The sequence below is a fragment of the Methylobacterium guangdongense genome (assembly GCF_038442355.1).
GTDB classification, from domain to species: domain Bacteria; phylum Pseudomonadota; class Alphaproteobacteria; order Rhizobiales; family Beijerinckiaceae; genus Methylobacterium; species Methylobacterium guangdongense.
On sequence record NZ_JBBXMX010000019.1, the window covers coordinates 20,273 to 38,750 of the forward strand.

Below are 18,478 nucleotides of genomic sequence, written 5' to 3' on the forward strand. Positions count from 1 at the left end.
GCCTCGAAGGAGAACTCCAGGGATCGCACGGCTGGCTGGAGGGCTCCTTCGAGGCCTCCGCTCCGCTGCGGCACCTCAGGATGAGGGCGCGGGTGGGCGCTGGGATGGACCGCCGCAGCAAAAGGCTGCGGACATCCTGTCCGGCTCAGACCAGATAGGTGATCGTCGCCGCCACCGCGGTGGCGAAGGTCGCCAGGGCGATCGTGGTGGCGTTCACCAGGGCCCGCGCCTGCGGCAGGTCGACCGCGTCGTCGTCGCACCCGAAGGCGGCGCCGGCCGCGTGCTCGAAGCGAATCAGCGTCAGGCGGCGAGCCTCGATCGCGGCGTCACTCATCGACTGCGGCTCCCTGACCACGGTCAAGTTTCTTCTCCGCCTTCAACGTCGATCCAGCGGAACCGTTCCGGTGGAGATCTACTGAGACCGGACGGATATGCTACGGGAAGCTTTAACCCCTCGTTGTGCAAAGTCCCGATGACGGTCGTTCGGGCTTCGAGATCCCCGAGGAGCTTCGCCCCTCGCTCGCCGCGGCGCAGCATGCGATGGTACGGCCGCGTCGCCAAAGCGAGCCGCTTCGGGCGAATGGCTTTGATGTTTATGGTTTGTTCCGCTATGATGCGGGGATGAAGGCGCATGCACCACGACCCCAGATTCGTCTGCGCGAAGCCGAGCCGGCCGACACGCCGCGCCCGCGGAGGCCGCGCGTGAGCGATCCGGCGCGCGACCTGTTCGGGCCGGGCGGCAAGGGCCCGGCCGCCCGTCCGCCCGAGCCGCGGCGGCGCCTGGACGCCTCGGCCTCCGTGACGGCGCTCGCCTCGGCCGCGCCGGAGGCCGGCTACACCGCCTCCGACATCGAGGTGCTGGAGGGGCTGGAGCCGGTCCGGCGCCGGCCCGGCATGTATATCGGCGGCACCGACGAGCGGGCGCTGCACCACCTCTTCGCCGAGGTGATCGACAACTCGATGGACGAGGCGGTCGCCGGCCATGCCAGCTTCATCGAGGTGGAGCTTGAGGAGACCGGCGCCCTCGTCGTCACCGACAACGGCCGCGGCATCCCGGTCGACCCGCACCCGAAATTCCCCGGCAAGTCGGCGCTGGAGGTCATCATGACCACGCTGCATGCCGGCGGTAAGTTCGACTCGAAGGTCTACGAGACCTCGGGCGGCCTGCACGGCGTCGGCATCTCGGTGGTGAACGCCCTCTCCGACCTGCTGGAGGTCGAGGTGGCGCGCAACCAGACCCTCTATCGCCAGACGTTCTCGCGCGGCCATGCGCAGGGCGCCTTGGAGCTGGTCGGCCGGGTGCAGAACCGGCGCGGCACGCGGGTGCGCTTCCACCCCGATGCCGAGATCTTCGGCTCGCTGAAGTTCGACCCGCGCCGCCTGTTCAAGATGGCGCGCTCGAAGGCCTACCTGTTCGGCGGCGTCGAGATCCGCTGGCGCTGCGCCCCAGCCCTCCTCGAAGGGCTGGCGGACGTGCCGGCGGAGGCGGTGCACCGCTTCCCCGACGGGTTGCGCGACTATCTCGCCCGGGACATCGAGGGCAAGGACCTCGTCACCGACGCGATGTTCTCCGGCAAGATCACCAAGCCGGGCTCGCACGGCTCGCTCGAATGGGCGGTGGCCTGGATGGTCGCCGAGGACGGGTTCTCGCATTCCTACTGCAACACGATTCCGACCCCCGAGGGCGGCACCCACGAGGCGGGCCTGCGCGTCGCCCTGCTGCGCGGCCTGCGCGAGCATGCCGAGCGGGTGAACCAGGCCAAGCGCATGACCGCGGTGACCACCGACGACGTCATGGCGACCTGCGCGTCGATGCTCTCGGTCTTCATCCGCGAGCCCGAGTTCCAGGGCCAGACCAAGGACAAGCTCGCCACCGTGGAGGCCCAGCGCATCGTCGAGACGGCGGTGCGCGACGCCTTCGACCATTGGCTCGCCGCCTCCCCGGCCCAGGCCAACAAGCTCCTCGACTGGGTGATCGACCGGGCCGAGGAACGCCTGCGCCGCCGCCAGGAGAAGGAGGTCGCCCGCAAGAGCGCAACCCGCAAGCTGCGCCTGCCCGGCAAGCTCGCCGACTGCTCCGCGGCCGGCACCGCAGGCTCGGAGATCTTCATCGTCGAGGGTGATTCGGCCGGCGGCTCAGCCAAGCAGGCCCGGGACCGGGCGACCCAGGCGATCCTGCCACTCCGCGGCAAGATCCTGAACGTCGCCTCGGCCTCGCGCGACAAGCTCGGCGCCAACCAGCTGATCTCGGATCTCACCCTGGCGCTCGGCTGCGGCACCGGCTCGGCCTTCCGCGAGACGGACCTGCGCTACGACAAGGTGATCATCATGACGGACGCCGACGTCGACGGCGCCCATATCGCCTCACTGCTGATCACCTTCTTCTACCGGCAGATGCCCAAGCTGATCGATCGGGGTCACCTCTACCTCGCGATCCCGCCGCTCTACCGGCTGCAGCAGGGCTCGAAGGTGGCCTATGCCCGGGACGACGCGGATCGTGAGCGGATCATCAAGACGGTGTTCAAGGGCGGCAAGGTCGAGATCGGGCGGTTCAAGGGCCTCGGCGAGATGATGCCGGCTCAGCTCAAGGAGACCACCATGGACCCGAAGAAGCGCACGCTCCTGCGCGTCGCGGTCCTGGACGAGGCCCGGGAATCGACCGGCGACACGGTCGAGCGCCTGATGGGCAACAAGCCCGAGGCGCGCTTCGCCTTCATCAGCGAGCGCGCGGCCTTCGCCGAGGGGGCGGATCTCGATATCTGAGGTCGCCTGATCAGCCAGGGCTCCGCCCTGGCGACCCGCCAAAGGGCTTCAGCCCTTTGGAAACCCTCGATCGCCCCTGCCGTACCGGTGTGAGCCTTCAATGGGCGGCGATCGCCTTCGCCGGATCGAAGGGCTGAGCCGCGGAGATCGCGTCCTTGCCCATGTTGAGAATGGCGGAGAATCGGTCTCCGCCGGGCCGCAGCACGACGGCGCCGGGTTCCACCGCGATGCGCTTGCTGCCGAGCCCGAGGAAGCCCCCGACGTCGATCACCACCGCCTTCAGGGTTCCGCCATCGGTGATCAGCAGGTCATCGATCTTGCCGACGCTGTCACCCCCTTGGTTGCGCACCTCGACGCCGATCATCTTGGTCGTCAGGAACGCGACGGGCTTCAGGCCCTGACGCTTCTTCGCGTCCTCGGCGTTGGCGGCTTCCATCAGCCGGCCGGTCCCGGTGCCGCCGACCGTGGTTCCCGGCCCGGTTCCGGGCAGCACGGTGCCCTTCCCGATCACGCTGGCATCCTGGGCGTGCGCCGGAACGGCCGCGAGGCCGATCGCTGCCAGCGACAGGAGAAGGATTCGGCTCCGCATGGCTGATCGCTCCGCTGCGCCCTGATCCCGCGAGGCGCCGCGGTCACAATCGCCCGGTGCCGATCCGGTTCCGGCCGTCCATGTCGCACCCGTCCGGTACGCCCAGGCATAGGAAACGAAAAAGGGCCCGACCTCGCGGTCGAACCCCTTCATTACGGCGCCGGAAGAACCCGGCTCCGGTCGTCGATCTCAGTACGAGCCGAACTTGTAGTTCACGCCGGCGCGGACAACCGCGAACTCGGTCTTGGCGGCGCCGCCGTTGAGGTAGGCCACGCCGTTCGGCGGCAGAAGGCTCGGGACGTAGACGCCGGCCGCGGCGTTCTTCTGCCGGTCGAGATTCACGTACAGGCCTTCGACCTTCAGCGTGACGGCCGAGGAGTGGAAGAAGTTCAGGAACGAGTCGGTGGGCAGGGCGTACTCGACGCCGCCGCCGACCGCGTAGCCCGTGCGGAAGCTGTCGCGGAAGCGACGACCGGCGAAGTTCTGGTCGTCCTGGCCCGAGCCGTAGGCGTAGCCGCCGGTGGCGTACACGAGGGTGCGGTCGAAGGCGTAGCCGAGGCGGCCGCGCACAGTGCCGAAGTAGTCGAGGCCGTTGCCGCTGGTGGCGACGTAGGCGCGCGGCCTGGTGAAGGCCGCGCCCGGATAGCCGAGACCGACATAGTCCTGCGTGCCGTTCGAGCGGCGGGCGAAGTCGACGTACTGAGCATCAGCCTCGAAGCCGATCACGACGCCCGAGCCCGGCGTGAACTGGTAGTTGTACCCGATCTGCGCGCCGCCGCTGAAGCCGTCGTTGTTCGCGCGGTTACGCACGCTGATGACGCCGGCCGTGTCCTCCGAGCCGACCACGGAGCCAGCCGGGAGGTTGTAGTTGGTGGTCCGGCGGTTGTTGGCATCGAAGCCGTAGCCGGCGTTCACGCCGAGGTAGAACCCCGTCCAGGTGAAGACCGGCACCGGCGTGAAAGTGGGCGGCGGGGCGGCGCGGCGCGGCAGATCCGCCGCGGAGGCAGCGACGGCAGTGCTGACGAGCACAGTCGATGCGAGGAGAAGCGTCTTCATGTCTGCGATGGTCCCAAGTTGAGCGTGAGCCGGGAGCCTTCTATGCGCTCTGGCTTCCAAGATCTGTCGCTTTCCTGCAACAAGCTACGGCAGACTAGATCGATTCATTCAATGAATCATGAACACGTTCCTGCTGTTATATATTTGATATATTGCCGATTTTGAGTAGTTAACTTTCGATGTATTGGCTTTAATACCAGATTGTCGCAGTTATATCCGAGATTATCTGGCGGTGATCGTATGACGTTACTGCTCTATGGCCGCGCTCTTTTAAGGGCCGGCCTGCATGCGTGCGGTGCGCGGCGCCGACGTCGCTCGCCTGCGTTACAGACTGTAGAGCTGTGATTAACCCTGTTGCGCGAGGATGGCCGATGGCCGGCGGCGCGTTCGGCGAAGCGAGTCGACGATGCAGGTCCGGCGCGATCAGGGTCCGAAATCCTTCGGCCGACGACGGCCGATGACGGAGATGGCCGCCCCGGATGCGGGCGGATCGGCCGCGCCGTTGAGCCTGCTCGCGTGGTCGCTGCGCGTGTCGGTGATCACCGGCCTCGTAGCGGTCGCCGGCACCACGCAACTCGCCCGGTGGAACGTGGCCGACGATCCCTCCGGCCGCGGTCCCGTCCGCATGGCCGCCGGGGCGAGTCCGATCCCGGCCGATCCCGAGACCACCGGCGCGGTCACGCCGGGTGCCGCGGCCCGGGCGGCGCGGGGGACGCATCTCGACCCCTGTTTCAGCCCGGTCGCCGTGCCCGCCACGGAGCCCCTCCGCCGCTGAACGCCTGTGCGTGGTGGCGCGCCTGTGCGCATTGCGAGATTGACAAGCCGCGCCAAGCCCCTAACTGACATCGGGACTGCGCCCCGCGGCCCCGGGAGCGTACCAGCGCCCCGCGCGAGCCTTTCCCAGCCGTTGCCGCGACGGTGTCCATCGCGCCGGCCGGGCGCGCAACGGTTCCTGAACGCAGATGCCTTTTTCCGACCTGGGACTGAGCGAGAAAGTCCTGAATGCCGTCGAAGCGGCGGGTTACACCGAGCCGACGCCGATCCAGGCCGAGGCCATCCCCCATGTGCTGGCGCGCCGGGACGTCCTCGGGATCGCCCAGACCGGCACCGGCAAGACCGCGGCCTTCACGCTGCCGATGCTCACGCTGCTGGAGAACGGACGCGCCCGCGCCCGGATGCCGCGCACGCTGATCCTCGAACCGACCCGCGAACTCGCCGCCCAGGTGGTCGAGAATTTCGACCGCTACGGCACCAACCACAAGCTCAACGTCGCGCTGATCATCGGCGGCGTCTCCTTCGCCGACCAGGATGCCAAGCTGATGCGCGGCACCGACGTGCTGATCGCCACGCCGGGCCGCCTGCTCGACCATTTCGAGCGCGGCAAGCTCCTGCTCACCGGCGTCGAGCTGCTGGTCATCGACGAGGCCGACCGGATGCTCGACATGGGGTTCATCCCCGATATCGAGCGGATCGTGAAGATGGTGCCGTTCACCCGGCAGACCCTGTTCTTCTCGGCCACCATGCCGCCGGAGATCGAGCGGCTGGCCGACATGTTCCTGCACAACCCGCAGCGGGTCGAGGTGGCGCGGCCCGCCTCCACGGCGACCACGATCACGCAGCGCCTCGTCGCCACCGGCTCCGAGGGCCATGCCAAGCGCGAGCGGCTGCGCGACCTGATCCGCGGCGAGGCGGAGCTCAACAACGGCATCATCTTCTGCAACCGCAAGCGCGACGTCGCCCTGCTGCAGAAGTCCCTGGTGAGCCACGGCTTCGACGCCGCCGCGCTCCACGGCGACATGGACCAGCGCGCCCGCACCACCGCCCTCGACGCGTTCCGGAACGGCGAGACCGCCCTGCTGGTCGCCAGCGACGTGGCGGCCCGGGGCCTCGACATCCCGGCGGTCAGCCACGTCTTCAACTTCGACGTGCCGCACCACCCCGAGGACTACGTCCACCGGATCGGCCGCACCGGCCGCGCCGGACGCAGCGGCACCGCCTACACCCTCGTCGCGCCGGAGGATTCCCGGTCGCTCGGCGCCATCGAGGCCCTGATCGGCCAGCCGATCCCGTGGCTCGACGGCGACCTGTCCACGGTGTCCGAGTCCGGCGGCGAGACCGGCACCCGCCATCGCGGCCGCTCCGGCGAGGGCCGCCGCGGATCCCGCTCCACCAAGGAAGCCGGACGGGGCGGGAGGGGCGACGGGAAGGTCGCGGCCGAGGCTGCGGAGCGCCCGAGGGCGCGCGGCGGCCGATCCGGGGCCGCTGCCCCGCGGGCCGAGAGCCGGCCCACGCCGGAGCCGCGCCGCGCGACGGGTCGCGAATCGGGACGCGAGGAGCGGGTGCGGGACGAGCGCGGCCGCCGGAACGAGGCCGAGGGCGACACCCCCGTCGGCCTGGGCTCGCACGTGCCCGCCTTCCTGCTTCGTCCAGTTCTGGCGAAGAAAGAGAAATAACCGAGGCTATTCCGGCTTAACCTCCTCGCTACCACCCTGCCGTACATTAGTTTTCGGGCCCGATGCAGTGACGCATCGCCAGCCCGCGTGCGGCGGGACGGGAATGAGCCAGGAGACCCATTCGGATCGTGACCGCAGCTTCGCGCTGGCGAAGCGGGCGCAGGATCTGATTCGCGACTATGGCCCTGCCCCGACGCCGCGCGCCTACGCGGTCTGGTACACCTACGTGTCGGCGGAGATTCCGCTGCTCAGCGATGCCGTGAAGCGCCTGACCACGCAGAAGGGCGGCCTGACCGAGGCCGATATCGACGCGCTGCACGAGACCTACCTCGACGGGCGGCGGCTCGCGAACGCCGCCGGCGAGATCAGCACCGTGGTGCTGAGCGAGATCGCGGCGGTCACCGAGATCCTGGACCTGTCGCTCGGCTCCACCGCCCAATACGGCGAATCCCTGCGCGGCCTCGCCCAGGACCTCGCACAGGGCCTGCCGAGCGGCGCGCGACTCGGCGAGATCGTGGCGACGCTGGCCTCCACCACCCGGGAGGTCGCGGTGAACAACCGGGTGCTCGAAGCCCGCATGCGCGAGACCCGCAGCGAGATCGAGACCCTGCGCGAGACGCTGGAGGCGACCCGCCTCGAGAGCCTCACCGACGCGCTGACCGGCCTCGCGAATCGCAAGCGGTTCGAGGAGACCCTGAAGGCGACGATGGAGGCGGCCCGCCTGCAGGCCGGCCCGATGAGCCTGATCATCCTCGATATCGACTTCTTCAAGCGCTTCAACGACCAGTACGGCCATCTGACGGGCGATCAGGTGCTGCGCCTCGTGGCGATCGTGATGCGCGAGAAGGCGGGCAAATCGGCCCACCTCGCCCGTTTCGGCGGCGAGGAGTTCGGCATCGTCCTGCCCGGGGCGGACCGCGCGGCGGCGCGGCAAGTGGCCGAGACCCTGCGCGCCAGCGTGATGGGACGCGAGCTGGTCAAGCGCTCGACCGGCGAATCGCTCGGCAAGGTCACGGTGTCGCTCGGCGTCGCGGTGCTGCGCCCGGGCGACACGCTGGCCTCGCTGATGGAGCGAGCCGACCTGTGCATGTTCGCGGCCAAGCGCGGCGGCCGCAACCGCGCCGTGGACGACACGGCCGAGGCCCTGACCCAGGTGGCGTAACGGGTTTCGAAAGGGCGGGCCCTTTCGCGGGTGCAGGGCAGAGCCCTGCGGTACGGATCCCGGACCCCCGAGAGGGGTCCGAGATCCGTAGGCCGGGGTTTCACCCCGACACCCCACCAAAGGACGCGTCCTTTGGAAACCCGGGACTTCAGGCCTGCGCGGGGATCCGGTCGGCCGAGACCGGCGTGATCGCCACGGACTCGCCGCAGCCGCAGGCCGAGGTCTGGTTCGGGTTGTTGAACACGAACTGCGACGCGAGCTTGGTGGTGGTGAAGTCCATCTCGGTGCCGAGCAGGAACAGCACCGCCTTCGGATCGACGAAGACCCGCACGCCGCGATCCTCGACCACGTCCTCGCCGGGCTTGGCGGCCTCGGCATATTCCATCGTGTACGACATGCCCGCGCAGCCGCCGTTGCGGACGCCGACGCGCAGGCCGGCGATCGGCCGGTCGGCATCCGCCATGATCGCCTTGATCCGGTCGGCGGCCCGATCGGTCAGCGAGAGAACCTTGAACCCAGTCGACATCGTCACCCTCCCGCCCAGCCGGGTTCAAGGCCCGGGGACGCGCATTCTGACGCCGATAAGATAAGCATTGGGTTGCACTCGGTCCACCGCGCCCGGGTCACACCCGCCCGGCATTCGGCGCCGGAGGGCCGTGCCCGATCACAAGGCGATCGGCTCATCGCACCAACCCCCTCATCCTGAGGTGCCCGCGAAGCGGGCCTCGAAGGAGGGCTCCAGGGATCGCGCGGCTGGCTGGAGGGCTCCTTCGAGGCCTCCGCTGCGCTCCGGCACCTCAGGATGAGGGGGTGCGTTGGATCGCCGGTCCGGTGCTTCCCGATGGTTGCCGTGTGACTCCCGACCCAATTCCACTCACGCAGCCCCGGCGGTGAGCCGCGCGAAGGTCGCGAGATCGACGTTGCCGCCGCTGATCACCACCCCGACCCGCTTGTCCTTCACGTCCACCAGCCCGTGCAGCACCGCCGCCGCCGCGAGGCAGCCGGTCGGCTCGACCACGATCTTCATCCGGCTGGCGAAGAACCGCATCGTCTCGACGAGCTGGTCGTCGGTGACGGTGACGATCTCGGCCACGTGGCTCCGGATGATCGCGAAGGTGAGCGGGCCGAGCGCCGTCGATTGCGCCCCGTCGGCGATGGTGCGGGGCACCGGGATCGTCACGATCGTGCCGTCGCGGAACGAGCGCTGCCCGTCATTGCCGGCCTCCGGCTCGACGCCGATCACCCGGCAGCCCGGCGACAGCTCGGCGGCGGCCAGCGCGCAGCCCGCGAGCTGGCCGCCGCCGCCGAGGCAGGCCACCAGCATGTCGAGGTCGCCCACCGTCTCGATCAGCTCCTGGGCGAGCGTCCCCTGCCCGGCGATGACGTCGGGATGGTTGAAGGGCGGGATCAGCGTCAGGCCCCGGGGCTCCGCGATCGACCGGCCGAGCGCCTCGCGGTCCTGGCTGTAGCGGTCGTAGAGGATCACCTCGGCGCCGTAGCCGCGGGTGCCCTCGATCTTCGCCGCGGGGGCGTCCGCCGGCATGATGATCGTGGCCGGGGCGCCGAGCAGCCGGCTCGCCAAGGCGATCGCCTGGGCGTGGTTGCCCGACGAGAAGGTGATCACCCCGCGGGCGCGCTCCGCCTCCGACAGGGCGCTGATGGCGTTGTAGGCCCCGCGGAACTTGAAGGCCCCGGCCCGCTGCAGGTTCTCGGCCTTGAAGAACAGCTTTGCGCCGGTCATCGCGTCGGCGGTGCGGGAGGTGAGCACCGGCGTGCGGTGCGCGACGCCCGCGATCCGGTCGGCCGCCCGGGCCACGTCGGCATAGGTGGGCAGCCCGCCCACCGCCTCGATCGATTCGCCCCGCATCGGATTCCGCCTCGCGCCCGCTTCGTACCGGGACGAGTCATACGGGCGAACGGCCCGCGCCGCATCCCGCGCCCATGCACAGCCGGAAGCGGAGCCATTCGCCGGCTCAGGGCTTAACCCGGCGGGATCATCGCGGCTGAGCTTGGGGGGCATCGCATGCGAACGGGATCGAACGGACGCCACGGCGCGGGGGCCGCGCGTCCGGCCGACGGGGTGGCCCGGTGAGCGGCTGGGTCCGGGAGCGTCCGCCGGGCGACGGCGCGACCGAGGTCACGTTCCGGGGCCGCGGGCTGGCCCTGCGCGCCGGCGGGCGGCTGAAGCTTCTGGTGTGTCCGCTCTGCTCGCAGCGGAACGCGGCCCGGGGGGCCGAGCGGGGGATCTGTGAGTGGTGCGCGTATGTGCCCTCGCCGGACGAGGCGGAGCCGGTGGAGGTGGGGCGGGGGTGATCGCTTACTATTTCCGCTCACCGAAGGTTGATGTGTTGCCATTGTGTTCGCGTTGGATACAATCTCGAGTTGGCGGGATAGCGAGACGCATCGGTGGCGAAATTTAAGGGCAAGGCCAAAAAGCCTGACAATCCTCTGGTTGTTCGGCCTGGAATGACAATTGGAAGTATATCAGCCGAGCGCGATGATGAGTATTTGTTTAACTGTTTTGTAGATCATCCAGCTGTTGCTACCTGCAAGAGTGTTAGGTCGCCTGGTATGGTAATTGCCGGCCGTACGGGAGCTGGCAAGACGGCTGTTATCCGTTATATCGAAGATACTTGCGATAATGCGATCGTAATAGATCCATCGGATATGGCATTAAGCTATGTAAGCAACTCTGACGTATTACGCTTCGTTCAGTCTATAGGTGGTGATCTCGATTTATTATTCTTGGCTCTTTGGAAGCATGTGCTGTGCATCGAGTTTATACGACTGAGGTATAAAGTAACAGACGAATATAAATCTCGAACTGCATTCTCCCGCTTAGTTGATAAGTTCAGGCTTGACCAGCGGAAGCGCAAATCCCTGGACTATCTCCGAGAGTGGGAGGGGCGCTTTTGGATCACTATGGATGAAAACATCAAAGAAATCGCTCAGCGCTATGAAGGCAAATTAGCTGTCGAACTGGGTACAGAGGTTCAGAAATTTAAGGCGGGCGGCCAGTACGAGAAGCGACTAAGTAATGAGAAGAAAAGCGAATTAGTCGCGCGGGCCAAGAAAATAATAAATAGCGACCAGCTTAGTGATCTCGGCGGTGTTATTGAAATGCTGTCAGAGCAGGCAAATGATGATTTTGGTGCCAAATATTTTATCCTCATTGACCGTCTTGATGAACGATGGGTAGATGTTTCAATTCGATTTAAGTTAATCCGTGCACTAATCGAGAGTCTGAAAGCCTTTCGTCGAATTACTAATCTCAAGATCGTGGTCGCGTTGCGCGCTGATATTCTCGAACGAGTTGTCCAAGAGACTGGCGACCTGACATTCCAGCGTGAAAAATTAGAGGAGTTTTTTGTTCGGCTGCGTTGGACACGTGGGTAGCTCAAAGAATTCGTAGATAAGAGACTTGCTCTCACCTTCCGACGTCAGTATTCTTCTGGCCAGCCTGTTGGCTTCGAAGATATATTCACCAACAAAGTAAACACCTCAGATCCTTTTGACTATATTCTTGAGCGTACTTTGATGCGCCCACGAGATGTGCTCGTGTTTATAAACGAGTGCCTCAACCAAAGCGAAGGTAGTACCAATGTAACTGCTGGTGCGATACGCAAAGCGGAAGCTGAGTATTCTCGCATACGACGGCAAGCCATTGAAGAAGAATGGCAAAGCGCATTTCCAAGCTTGCCAAGATTGCTCGATTACCTTCAGTCTTTCAAAAAGACTACAATTGATTTTAGAGATCTTTGTGATAAAGAGCCTGTGATGGAGTTGGCTCTGCCTTTCACCGAAAAGCGCTGGAACTTCGATCCCATCTATGATGAAGCTACAAAGTTATATGAAATTGGAGGTGATCCCTCGGAATTCATGAAAGAAGCGTTGGGTACGCTGTACAGAGTTGGAGCGATTGGAATTAAGCCAACGCCGGGAGAGCGTTTTTATTTTTCCCATCGAGACGACCCGGTTTATAATACGGCTCTGCTTGGCATGAGCGCACGCATTACGATTCATTTAATGCTGCATCGTGCATTCGGTATTGAAGGACGTCGTGAAGTCTGATCAAGTAGTCAAAATCGGCCGACTTATATTACCTCGAACCATCAGCGCATGTTCACAACCTGTTTTAAATTTTACAGGATTTTTAAATTATTAATTTGGTTTCCGTTGCGGTAAATTATTTAATGAAAAATCTCACTCGATTACTTATCGCCGGCACTTTTGCTAATGCGCGCTCAGAAGTACCTCGGGACTATTCTATACGCATTGTCCCGAGGCACTAGTACGGTAGTAGGAATGATGTCGATAGTTATTACAGGCGACTATCTGTTTTAAAATCTTCCCGCCTACGTATGGATCACCTTCCCATACGCATCCAGCACGCTCTCGTGCATCATCTCGCTGAGCGTCGGGTGCGGGAACACCGTGTGCATCAGCTCCTCCTCGGTGCTCTCCAGGTTCATCGCCACCACGTAGCCTTGGATCAGCTCGGTCACCTCGGCGCCGACCATGTGGGCGCCGAGCAGCTGGCCGGTCTTGGCGTCGAACACGGTCTTGATCAACCCGTCCGGCTCGCCCAGCGCGATCGCCTTGCCGTTGCCCGCGAAGGGGAACCGGCCGACCTTCACGGCAAAGCCCTGCTCCTTGGCCTTGGCCTCGGTCAGCCCGACGCTGGCGATCTGCGGCTGGCAATAGGTGCAGCCCGGGATCTTGGCCTTGTCCATCGGGTGGGTGTGCAGGCCCTTGATGGTCTCGATGCAGAGGACGCCCTCGTGCTCGGCCTTGTGGGCGAGCATCGGCGGGCCGGCGACGTCGCCGATCGCGTAGAGGCCGGGCACGTTGGTGCGGCCGAGCCCGTCCGTCACCACGATCCCGCGGTCGATCTTCACCCCGAGCTTCTCGAGGCCGATGCCCTCGATGTTGCCGACCACGCCCACCGCCGAGATCAGTTTTTCCGCGGTGATCTGCTGGGTCTTGCCGTCGCCACCCTCGATGGTCGCCGTGACCGAATCCGCGCCCTTCTCGACCTTGGTCACCTTGGCGCCGGTGAGGATCTTGATGCCCTGCTTCTCGAAGCGCTTGCGGGCGAGGCCGGCGATCTCGGCATCCTCCACGGGCAGGATCTGCGGCAGCAGCTCCACCACGGTCACCTCGGCGCCCATGGTGCGGTAGAACGAGGCGAATTCGATGCCGATGGCGCCCGAGCCCATCACCAGCAGGCTCTTGGGCATCGTCTCGGGGACCATGGCCTCGTAGTAGGTCCAGATCAGCTTCTTGTCGGGCTCGATCCCGGGGATCGCCCGGGGGCGCGCGCCGGTCGCCACGATGATGTGCTTGGCCTGGTAGGTGCCGGCGCCCTTGGCGCCCTTCGGCGGCTCGGCGCGCTTGGATTCCTTTACGGTGACTTGGCCGGGCTGGTTGCCCTTGGCGACGCTGTCGACCGCGGCCTCGCCCCAGATCACGTCGACCTTGTTCTTCTTGAGCAGCATGCCGACGCCGCCGTTCAGCCGCCCCGAGACGCCGCGGGAGCGCTTCACGATGGCCGCGGTGTCGAACCCGACCTTCTCCGCGGTCAGCCCGTAATCGCCGGCGTGCTGGAAATAATGATAGATCTCGGCCGAGCGGAGCAGCGCCTTGGTGGGGATGCAGCCCCAGTTCAGGCAGATGCCGCCCAGGTGCTCGCGATCGACCACGGCGGTCTTGAACCCGAGCTGCGCCGCGCGGATCGCCGTGACGTAGCCGCCGGGCCCGGCGCCGATGATGAGGACGTCGTAGGTGTCGGACATTTACCGCTCCGCGAACGCCGCTCTCCCGTGCGGGGAGGAGGCTGGGGGTGGGGGTGGCTCCGCCTCGCCGGCTGACTCCGGATGAGGCGCTTCGGATGCGGCCAGCGCCGCGTGGATCGTATCGAGGACGGTATCGATCTCCCGCAGGACCATACGGTTCGAGAAGCGCAGGACGCGGAAGCCCTCCGACTTTAGATAGGTATCGCGCCGGGTGTCGTAGGCCGACCCGGCTTCGAAGCCGTGCTGCTCGCCATCGACCTCGACGATGAGGCGGGCCGACAGGCAGCAGAAATCCGCCACGTAGGGGCCGAGGGCGACCTGCCTGCGGACATGCGAGCCGTCCATCGGCAGGCGATGGCGGAGATGCCACCAGAGGCGCTTCTCCGCTTCCGTGAGCGCGCGCCGCAGCGTCTTCGCGTTCGTCTGTGCTCGCGCTGCGACGAAAGTCTTCGGCGGCTCGTTCCACGGCATGGCAGTATATTCCGTACCAACGAGTGTACTATCAGTTGGATAGGGCGCGCGGGTGACGCGAAGAGCGCCGTAAGCCTCATCTCGAGCCAACCACATCTCGCCTCCGCGCGAATGACTCGAGTCTACACGCATTTCTAGCCGACGCGCGCTCTCCTCCCCCTTGCGGGGAGGAGCTGGAGGTGGGGGTGGTGCAGAAGGCACCGGGTCGCTGGTTTCTGAACCACCCCCACCCCTGACCCCTCCCCGCAAGGGGGAGGGGAAACGCGCTCCTCCCCGCAAGGGGAGGAGAGCGCCCCCCTCACACCAGCATGCCCATCGGGTTCTCGATCAGCCCCTTGAAGGCCGAGACCAGCTCCGCGCCGAGCGCCCCGTCGAGCACCCGGTGGTCGCACGACAGGGTGCAGGTCATCACCTGGACCACCGCCGGCGCCCCGTCCTTCACGACGACGCGCTTCTCGCCCGCCCCCACCGCCAGGATGCTCGATTGCGGCGGATTGATCACCGCGGTGAAGTGCTTGATCCCGAACATGCCGAGATTCGACACCGAGGTGACGCCGCCCTGATACTCCTCGGGCTTCAGCTTCTTGGCGCGGGCGCGCGCGGCAAAGTCCTTCATCTCGTTGGAGATGGTGGACAGCGTCTTCTCGTCCGCCCGGCGGATCACCGGGGTGAACAGCCCGCCGTCGATCGCCACCGCGACGCCGACCTCGGCGTGCTTGAAGCGCAGGATCCGGTCCTCGGCCCAGACCGCGTTGGCGGCCGGCACCCGGGTCAGCGCGAGGCCCATCGCCTTGATGACGAAGTCGTTCACCGAGAGCTTGAAGGCGGGCTTGCCGTCCTTGTCCTTGGCCGCAGAGCCGTTCAGCGTCTCGCGCAGCTTCATCAGCGCGTCGAGCTCGCAATCCACCGTCAGATAGAAGTGCGGGGCGACCTGCATCGCCTCGGTGAGGCGCTTGGCGATGGTCTTGCGCATGCCGTCGAGGGGAACTTCCTCGTAGGCATCCTTGGCGAAGAAGCCCTTGACCTGATCGGTGGTAAGCCCGGCCGGCGCGCCGCCGCCCGCGGGGGCGGCCTTCGGAGCCGGGGCCGCCTTCGGCGCCTCGGCGGCGGCCTGCGGAGCGGTGGCGGGGGCCTTGGTGGCGCCGGAGGCCTTCGCGGCCTGGACGTCCCGGGCGATGATGCGGCCGTGCGGCCCGCTGCCCTGGACGGCGCCGAGCTCCACGCCCTCCTGCTTGGCGATCCGCCGGGCGAGCGGCGAGGCGAAGACCCGGCCGCCGGAGCCGGCCTGGGCGCCAGCCTGCGGCGCCCCGCTCGGCTGCGCGCCCTCCGGCGCGGCGTTCACCCGCTCGTACGACATGTGGCCGCCGCCGGGCGTGGTGTTCTGGTCGGCCGCCGAGGCGTCGGCTTTCGGCGCCGGCTCGGCCGCTCCGCTGGAGGCCGCCTTCGGCGCGCCGCCGGCCTGGACGCTCGACGGGTCCTCGCCCTCGGCGGCGATGATGGCGATCAGGTCGTTGACCGGTACGTCCGCGGTGCCCTCGGGCACGAGAATCTTGGCGAGGACGCCCTCGTCGATCGCCTCCACCTCCATGGTGGCCTTGTCGGTCTCGATCTCGGCCAGCACGTCGCCGGACTTGATCGGATCGCCCTCCTTCTTGAGCCACTTGGCGAGGTTGCCCTTCTCCATGGTGGGCGACAGCGCGGGCATCAGCACGTTGATCGGCATGGCATCAGGTCTCGGGCAGGGCCGGGGCGGCCGGATCGTCGAAGGGAAACAGGTCGTCGAGGGGGAACGGGACGGCGTCGAAGGGCGGCAGGGCCACGGTCTCGCCGCGTTGGATCGTGGCGAGGAGAACCCAGCGCCCGTCCGCGAGGGCGAAGCCTTCGAGCACGCCTGCGGCCGGATCGAGCAGCCAGAGGTGTCCGATCCCGGCTTCAGCGTAGATCCGGCGCTTCGGCCCGCGATCGAGACGAGTCGTTGAAAGCGAGAGGATCTCGCAGACCCAATCCGGGGGCGTCTCGATGAATGCATCCTCGGGTTCGGTCGGCATCCGCTCGCGGCGCCAGCCGGCGAGATCGGGCACGACCACCTGGGATCCGAGGTGAAGTTCAGGCTCGATGATGAAGATCCATCCACCGGGGCCGCCGCGACCGCGTGCGAATGGCCGATCCAGCTCTCCCGACAGGCGCGCCGCGGCGATGCCGTGCCGCGGCCTCGGCCGCGGATGCGCCTCCAGCACCCCGTCGATAATCTCGGCGACGCGATGTTCCGGGACCGCCTCCAGATCCGCGTAGGTCGCCTGCCGGAGAACCGCCTCAGCCATGGTCGGACGCCATCGCTAGTTGAGGCCGCCGGGGTCGAGCCCCTCGGCCTCCCAGCCGGCGCGGATGCGCTCCAGCGCCTCCTCCTCCGAGAGGTCGGTCTCCAGCGCGTAGGCGCGGGCCGCCTGCCGGGCGAGGTCGATCAGCAGCCTTCCCCAGGTCGCCGGGTCGTCGAAGGAGCGGCGCAAAGCCACGCTCACCGCACCGTCGACCACGGCCGCGCGCAGCACCTCGATGCCGCCCTGTTCCAGGGCGTCGGGCGGGATGGCGAGTTCGGCGAAGTCGCCGCTGGGATCCTGGCTCATGGCGCGCCGGCTGTTCCTCGATCCGGGCCGGGGCGGGCGACGGTGCCGCCCGCGCGCCGGTCACTTGTAGCAGACGCTCTTGGCGGCCTCGACGACCTCCGCCACGTTCGGCAACGCCAGCTTCTCGAGGTTCGCCGCGTAGGGCATCGGCACGTCCTTGCCGGTGATCCGCAGGACCGGCGCGTCGAGGTAATCGAAGGCGTCGGCCATCAGGCGGGCCACGATCTCGGCGCCGATGCCGGATTGCGGGAAGCCCTCCTCCACGGTGATGCAGCGGCCGGTCTTCTTCACCGACTTGACCACCGCCTCGGAATCCATCGGGCGGATCGTGCGCAGGTCGATCACCTCGGCCTCGATGCCCTGCTCGGCCAGCACCTGCGCGGCCTTCAGCGCGTAGGTCATGCCGATCGAGAACGACACGATGGTCACGTCCGTGCCGGGGCGGTGGATCCGCGCCTTGCCGATCGGCAGCACGAAATCGTCGAGCTGCGGCACCGGGAAGGACTGGCCGTACAGGATCTCGTTCTCAAGGAAGATCACCGGGTTCGGGTCGCGGATCGCGGCCTTGAGCAGGCCCTTGGCGTCGGACGCCGTGTAGGGCGCGATCACCTTGAGGCCCGGCACGTTGGAGTACCACGCGGCATAGTCGTGGCTGTGCTGGGCGCCGACCCGGGCGGCCGCGCCGTTGGGGCCGCGGAACACGATCGGGCAGCCGAGCTGGCCGCCGGACATGTACAGCGTCTTCGCCGCCGAGTTGATGATGTGGTCGATCGCCTGCATGGCGAAGTTGAAGGTCATGAACTCGATGATCGGCTTCAGGCCGGCCAGCGCCGCGCCCACGCCGATGCCCGCGAAGCCGTGCTCGGTGATCGGCGTGTCGACCACCCGCTTGGCGCCGAATTCCTGCAGCAACCCTTGCGTGATCTTGTAGGCGCCCTGGTACTCGGCGACCTCCTCGCCCATGACGAAGACGTCGCCGTCGCGGCGCATCTCCTCCGCCATGGCGTCGCGCAGGGCCTCGCGCACCGTGGTGGTGACCATCGGCGTGCCGGCCGGGAACTCCTCCATCACCGGCTCGTCGGCCTTGTTGGTGATGACGGCAGGCGCCGCCGGCGCCTTCGGGGCGTCGTCGCTGGTCTTGGCCGCGGCGGCGGGCTTGTCGGCCATGCCCTCGGCCTGCATGTCGGGCGCCGGAGCCGGATGGCCGCCTGCACCATTGGGCTTGGACGCATTGGACTTGGCGCCGCCGCCGGACTGGACGCTCGCCGGATCCTCGCCCTCGCCCGCGATGACGGCGATCGGCGTGTTGACCGCGACGCCCTCGGTGCCCTCCGCGATCAGGATCTTGGCGAGGACGCCCTCGTCGATCGCCTCCACCTCCATGGTGGCCTTGTCGGTCTCGATCTCGGCCAGCACGTCGCCGGACTTGATCGGATCGCCCTCCTTCTTCAGCCACTTGGCGAGCTTGCCCTCCTCCATGGTGGGCGAGAGGGCGGGCATCAGGATGTCGGTCGCCATGCTCAGCTCTGCGGTCGTCTTTTCGATAGGGGCGGCCAGGGTTTCAG

Annotated in this window: 16 protein-coding genes and 1 pseudogene; 6 read left to right on the plus strand and 11 right to left on the minus strand. The window is 66.8% G+C overall.

Annotation, left to right across the window (positions count from 1 at the left end):
- Window positions 1-145 precede the first annotated feature (145 nt).
- On the minus strand, window positions 146-334 hold the full coding sequence (locus AAHG09_RS25540; protein WP_342110304.1) for a hypothetical protein: 189 nt from the start codon (window positions 332-334) through the stop codon (window positions 146-148).
- A 368-nt stretch (window positions 335-702) separates the two neighbouring features.
- On the opposite strand from AAHG09_RS25540, the gene parE reads away from it, so the two are divergent.
- Window positions 703-2,763, plus strand: coding sequence for a DNA topoisomerase IV subunit B (parE, locus tag AAHG09_RS25545; protein WP_342110305.1), 2,061 nt, complete (start codon window positions 703-705; stop codon window positions 2,761-2,763).
- Between the two features lie 97 nt (window positions 2,764-2,860).
- Here the strand turns inward: parE and AAHG09_RS25550 are convergent, their stop codons facing one another.
- Together AAHG09_RS25550 and AAHG09_RS25555 are read right to left on the minus strand one after the other, a co-directional pair.
- Window positions 2,861-3,352: a PRC-barrel domain-containing protein gene (locus AAHG09_RS25550; RefSeq protein WP_342110306.1), complete on the minus strand. Its 492-nt coding sequence runs from the start codon at window positions 3,350-3,352 to the stop codon at window positions 2,861-2,863.
- A gap of 189 nt (window positions 3,353-3,541) precedes the next feature.
- The gene (locus tag AAHG09_RS25555) at window positions 3,542-4,408 is read right to left on the minus strand and encodes an outer membrane protein (protein ID WP_342110307.1); all 867 of its coding nucleotides are present in this window, start codon (window positions 4,406-4,408) and stop codon (window positions 3,542-3,544) included.
- A 457-nt stretch (window positions 4,409-4,865) separates the two neighbouring features.
- On the opposite strand from AAHG09_RS25555, the gene AAHG09_RS25560 reads away from it, so the two are divergent.
- The 3 genes from AAHG09_RS25560 (at window position 4,866) to AAHG09_RS25570 (ending at window position 8,023) form a co-directional block, all read left to right on the plus strand.
- Complete coding sequence (locus tag AAHG09_RS25560; RefSeq protein WP_342110308.1) at window positions 4,866-5,183, plus strand: hypothetical protein; 318 nt, start codon at window positions 4,866-4,868, stop codon at window positions 5,181-5,183.
- 187 nt (window positions 5,184-5,370) lie between these two features.
- On the plus strand, window positions 5,371-6,861 hold the full coding sequence (locus tag AAHG09_RS25565) for a DEAD/DEAH box helicase (protein ID WP_342110309.1): 1,491 nt from the start codon (window positions 5,371-5,373) through the stop codon (window positions 6,859-6,861).
- Window positions 6,862-6,964: 103 nt separating this feature from the next.
- Window positions 6,965-8,023 (plus strand): GGDEF domain-containing protein, encoded by a 1,059-nt coding sequence (locus tag AAHG09_RS25570; RefSeq protein WP_342110310.1) that lies wholly within the window; start codon window positions 6,965-6,967, stop codon window positions 8,021-8,023.
- A gap of 148 nt (window positions 8,024-8,171) precedes the next feature.
- On the opposite strand, the gene AAHG09_RS25575 is transcribed toward AAHG09_RS25570, so the two are convergent.
- The gene (locus AAHG09_RS25575; protein ID WP_342110311.1) at window positions 8,172-8,549 is read right to left on the minus strand and encodes a HesB/IscA family protein; all 378 of its coding nucleotides are present in this window, start codon (window positions 8,547-8,549) and stop codon (window positions 8,172-8,174) included.
- A 348-nt stretch (window positions 8,550-8,897) separates the two neighbouring features.
- Window positions 8,898-9,890 (minus strand): threo-3-hydroxy-L-aspartate ammonia-lyase, encoded by a 993-nt coding sequence (locus tag AAHG09_RS25580; RefSeq protein WP_342110312.1) that lies wholly within the window; start codon window positions 9,888-9,890, stop codon window positions 8,898-8,900.
- Between the two features lie 221 nt (window positions 9,891-10,111).
- Here AAHG09_RS25580 and AAHG09_RS25585 point away from each other — a divergent pair, with 221 nt between their 5' ends.
- Entirely contained in the window at window positions 10,112-10,336 is a 225-nt protein-coding gene (locus AAHG09_RS25585) for a hypothetical protein (RefSeq protein WP_342110313.1), read from the plus strand.
- A gap of 153 nt (window positions 10,337-10,489) precedes the next feature.
- Window positions 10,490-12,094, plus strand: a pseudogene (locus tag AAHG09_RS31995) (P-loop ATPase, Sll1717 family).
- A gap of 284 nt (window positions 12,095-12,378) precedes the next feature.
- Here the strand turns inward: AAHG09_RS31995 and lpdA are convergent.
- The 6 genes from lpdA to AAHG09_RS25625 form a co-directional block, all read right to left on the minus strand.
- Window positions 12,379-13,818: a dihydrolipoyl dehydrogenase gene (gene lpdA / locus AAHG09_RS25600; RefSeq protein ID WP_342110316.1), complete on the minus strand. Its 1,440-nt coding sequence runs from the start codon at window positions 13,816-13,818 to the stop codon at window positions 12,379-12,381.
- Complete coding sequence (locus tag AAHG09_RS25605; protein ID WP_342110317.1) at window positions 13,819-14,289, minus strand: endonuclease domain-containing protein; 471 nt, start codon at window positions 14,287-14,289, stop codon at window positions 13,819-13,821. It lies immediately after the preceding gene.
- Between the two features lie 298 nt (window positions 14,290-14,587).
- The gene (locus tag AAHG09_RS25610; protein WP_342110318.1) at window positions 14,588-16,012 is read right to left on the minus strand and encodes a pyruvate dehydrogenase complex dihydrolipoamide acetyltransferase; all 1,425 of its coding nucleotides are present in this window, start codon (window positions 16,010-16,012) and stop codon (window positions 14,588-14,590) included.
- A 4-nt stretch (window positions 16,013-16,016) separates the two neighbouring features.
- A complete protein-coding gene (locus tag AAHG09_RS25615; protein WP_342110319.1) occupies window positions 16,017-16,610 on the minus strand; it encodes a Uma2 family endonuclease in 594 nt (197 codons plus the stop codon).
- A gap of 15 nt (window positions 16,611-16,625) precedes the next feature.
- Window positions 16,626-16,913, minus strand: a complete 288-nt coding sequence (locus AAHG09_RS25620) for a DUF5076 domain-containing protein (protein ID WP_342110320.1) — start codon at window positions 16,911-16,913, stop codon at window positions 16,626-16,628.
- A 60-nt stretch (window positions 16,914-16,973) separates the two neighbouring features.
- Entirely contained in the window at window positions 16,974-18,431 is a 1,458-nt protein-coding gene (locus tag AAHG09_RS25625) for a pyruvate dehydrogenase complex E1 component subunit beta (protein WP_342110321.1), read from the minus strand.
- Window positions 18,432-18,478: the final 47 nt, after the last annotated feature.

Bases quoted from the DNA above. Each gene is read 5' to 3' on its own strand.
- AAHG09_RS25550 (WP_342110306.1), bottom strand. From the start codon at position 3,352: ATGCGGAGCCGAATCCTTCTCCTGTCGCTGGCAGCGATCGGCCTCGCG.
- AAHG09_RS25620 (WP_342110320.1), bottom strand. From the start codon at position 16,913: ATGAGCCAGGATCCCAGCGGCGACTTCGCCGAACTCGCCATCCCGCCC.
- AAHG09_RS25605 (WP_342110317.1), bottom strand. From the start codon at position 14,289: ATGCCGTGGAACGAGCCGCCGAAGACTTTCGTCGCAGCGCGAGCACAG.
- AAHG09_RS25615 (WP_342110319.1), bottom strand. From the start codon at position 16,610: ATGGCTGAGGCGGTTCTCCGGCAGGCGACCTACGCGGATCTGGAGGCG.
- AAHG09_RS25610 (WP_342110318.1), bottom strand. From the start codon at position 16,012: ATGCCGATCAACGTGCTGATGCCCGCGCTGTCGCCCACCATGGAGAAG.
- AAHG09_RS25565 (WP_342110309.1), top strand. From the start codon at position 5,371: ATGCCTTTTTCCGACCTGGGACTGAGCGAGAAAGTCCTGAATGCCGTC.
- AAHG09_RS25540 (WP_342110304.1), bottom strand. From the start codon at position 334: ATGAGTGACGCCGCGATCGAGGCTCGCCGCCTGACGCTGATTCGCTTC.
- AAHG09_RS25570 (WP_342110310.1), top strand. From the start codon at position 6,965: ATGAGCCAGGAGACCCATTCGGATCGTGACCGCAGCTTCGCGCTGGCG.
- lpdA (WP_342110316.1), bottom strand. From the start codon at position 13,818: ATGTCCGACACCTACGACGTCCTCATCATCGGCGCCGGGCCCGGCGGC.
- AAHG09_RS25555 (WP_342110307.1), bottom strand. From the start codon at position 4,408: ATGAAGACGCTTCTCCTCGCATCGACTGTGCTCGTCAGCACTGCCGTC.
- AAHG09_RS25625 (WP_342110321.1), bottom strand. From the start codon at position 18,431: ATGGCGACCGACATCCTGATGCCCGCCCTCTCGCCCACCATGGAGGAG.
- AAHG09_RS25560 (WP_342110308.1), top strand. From the start codon at position 4,866: ATGACGGAGATGGCCGCCCCGGATGCGGGCGGATCGGCCGCGCCGTTG.
- AAHG09_RS25580 (WP_342110312.1), bottom strand. From the start codon at position 9,890: ATGCGGGGCGAATCGATCGAGGCGGTGGGCGGGCTGCCCACCTATGCC.
- AAHG09_RS25575 (WP_342110311.1), bottom strand. From the start codon at position 8,549: ATGTCGACTGGGTTCAAGGTTCTCTCGCTGACCGATCGGGCCGCCGAC.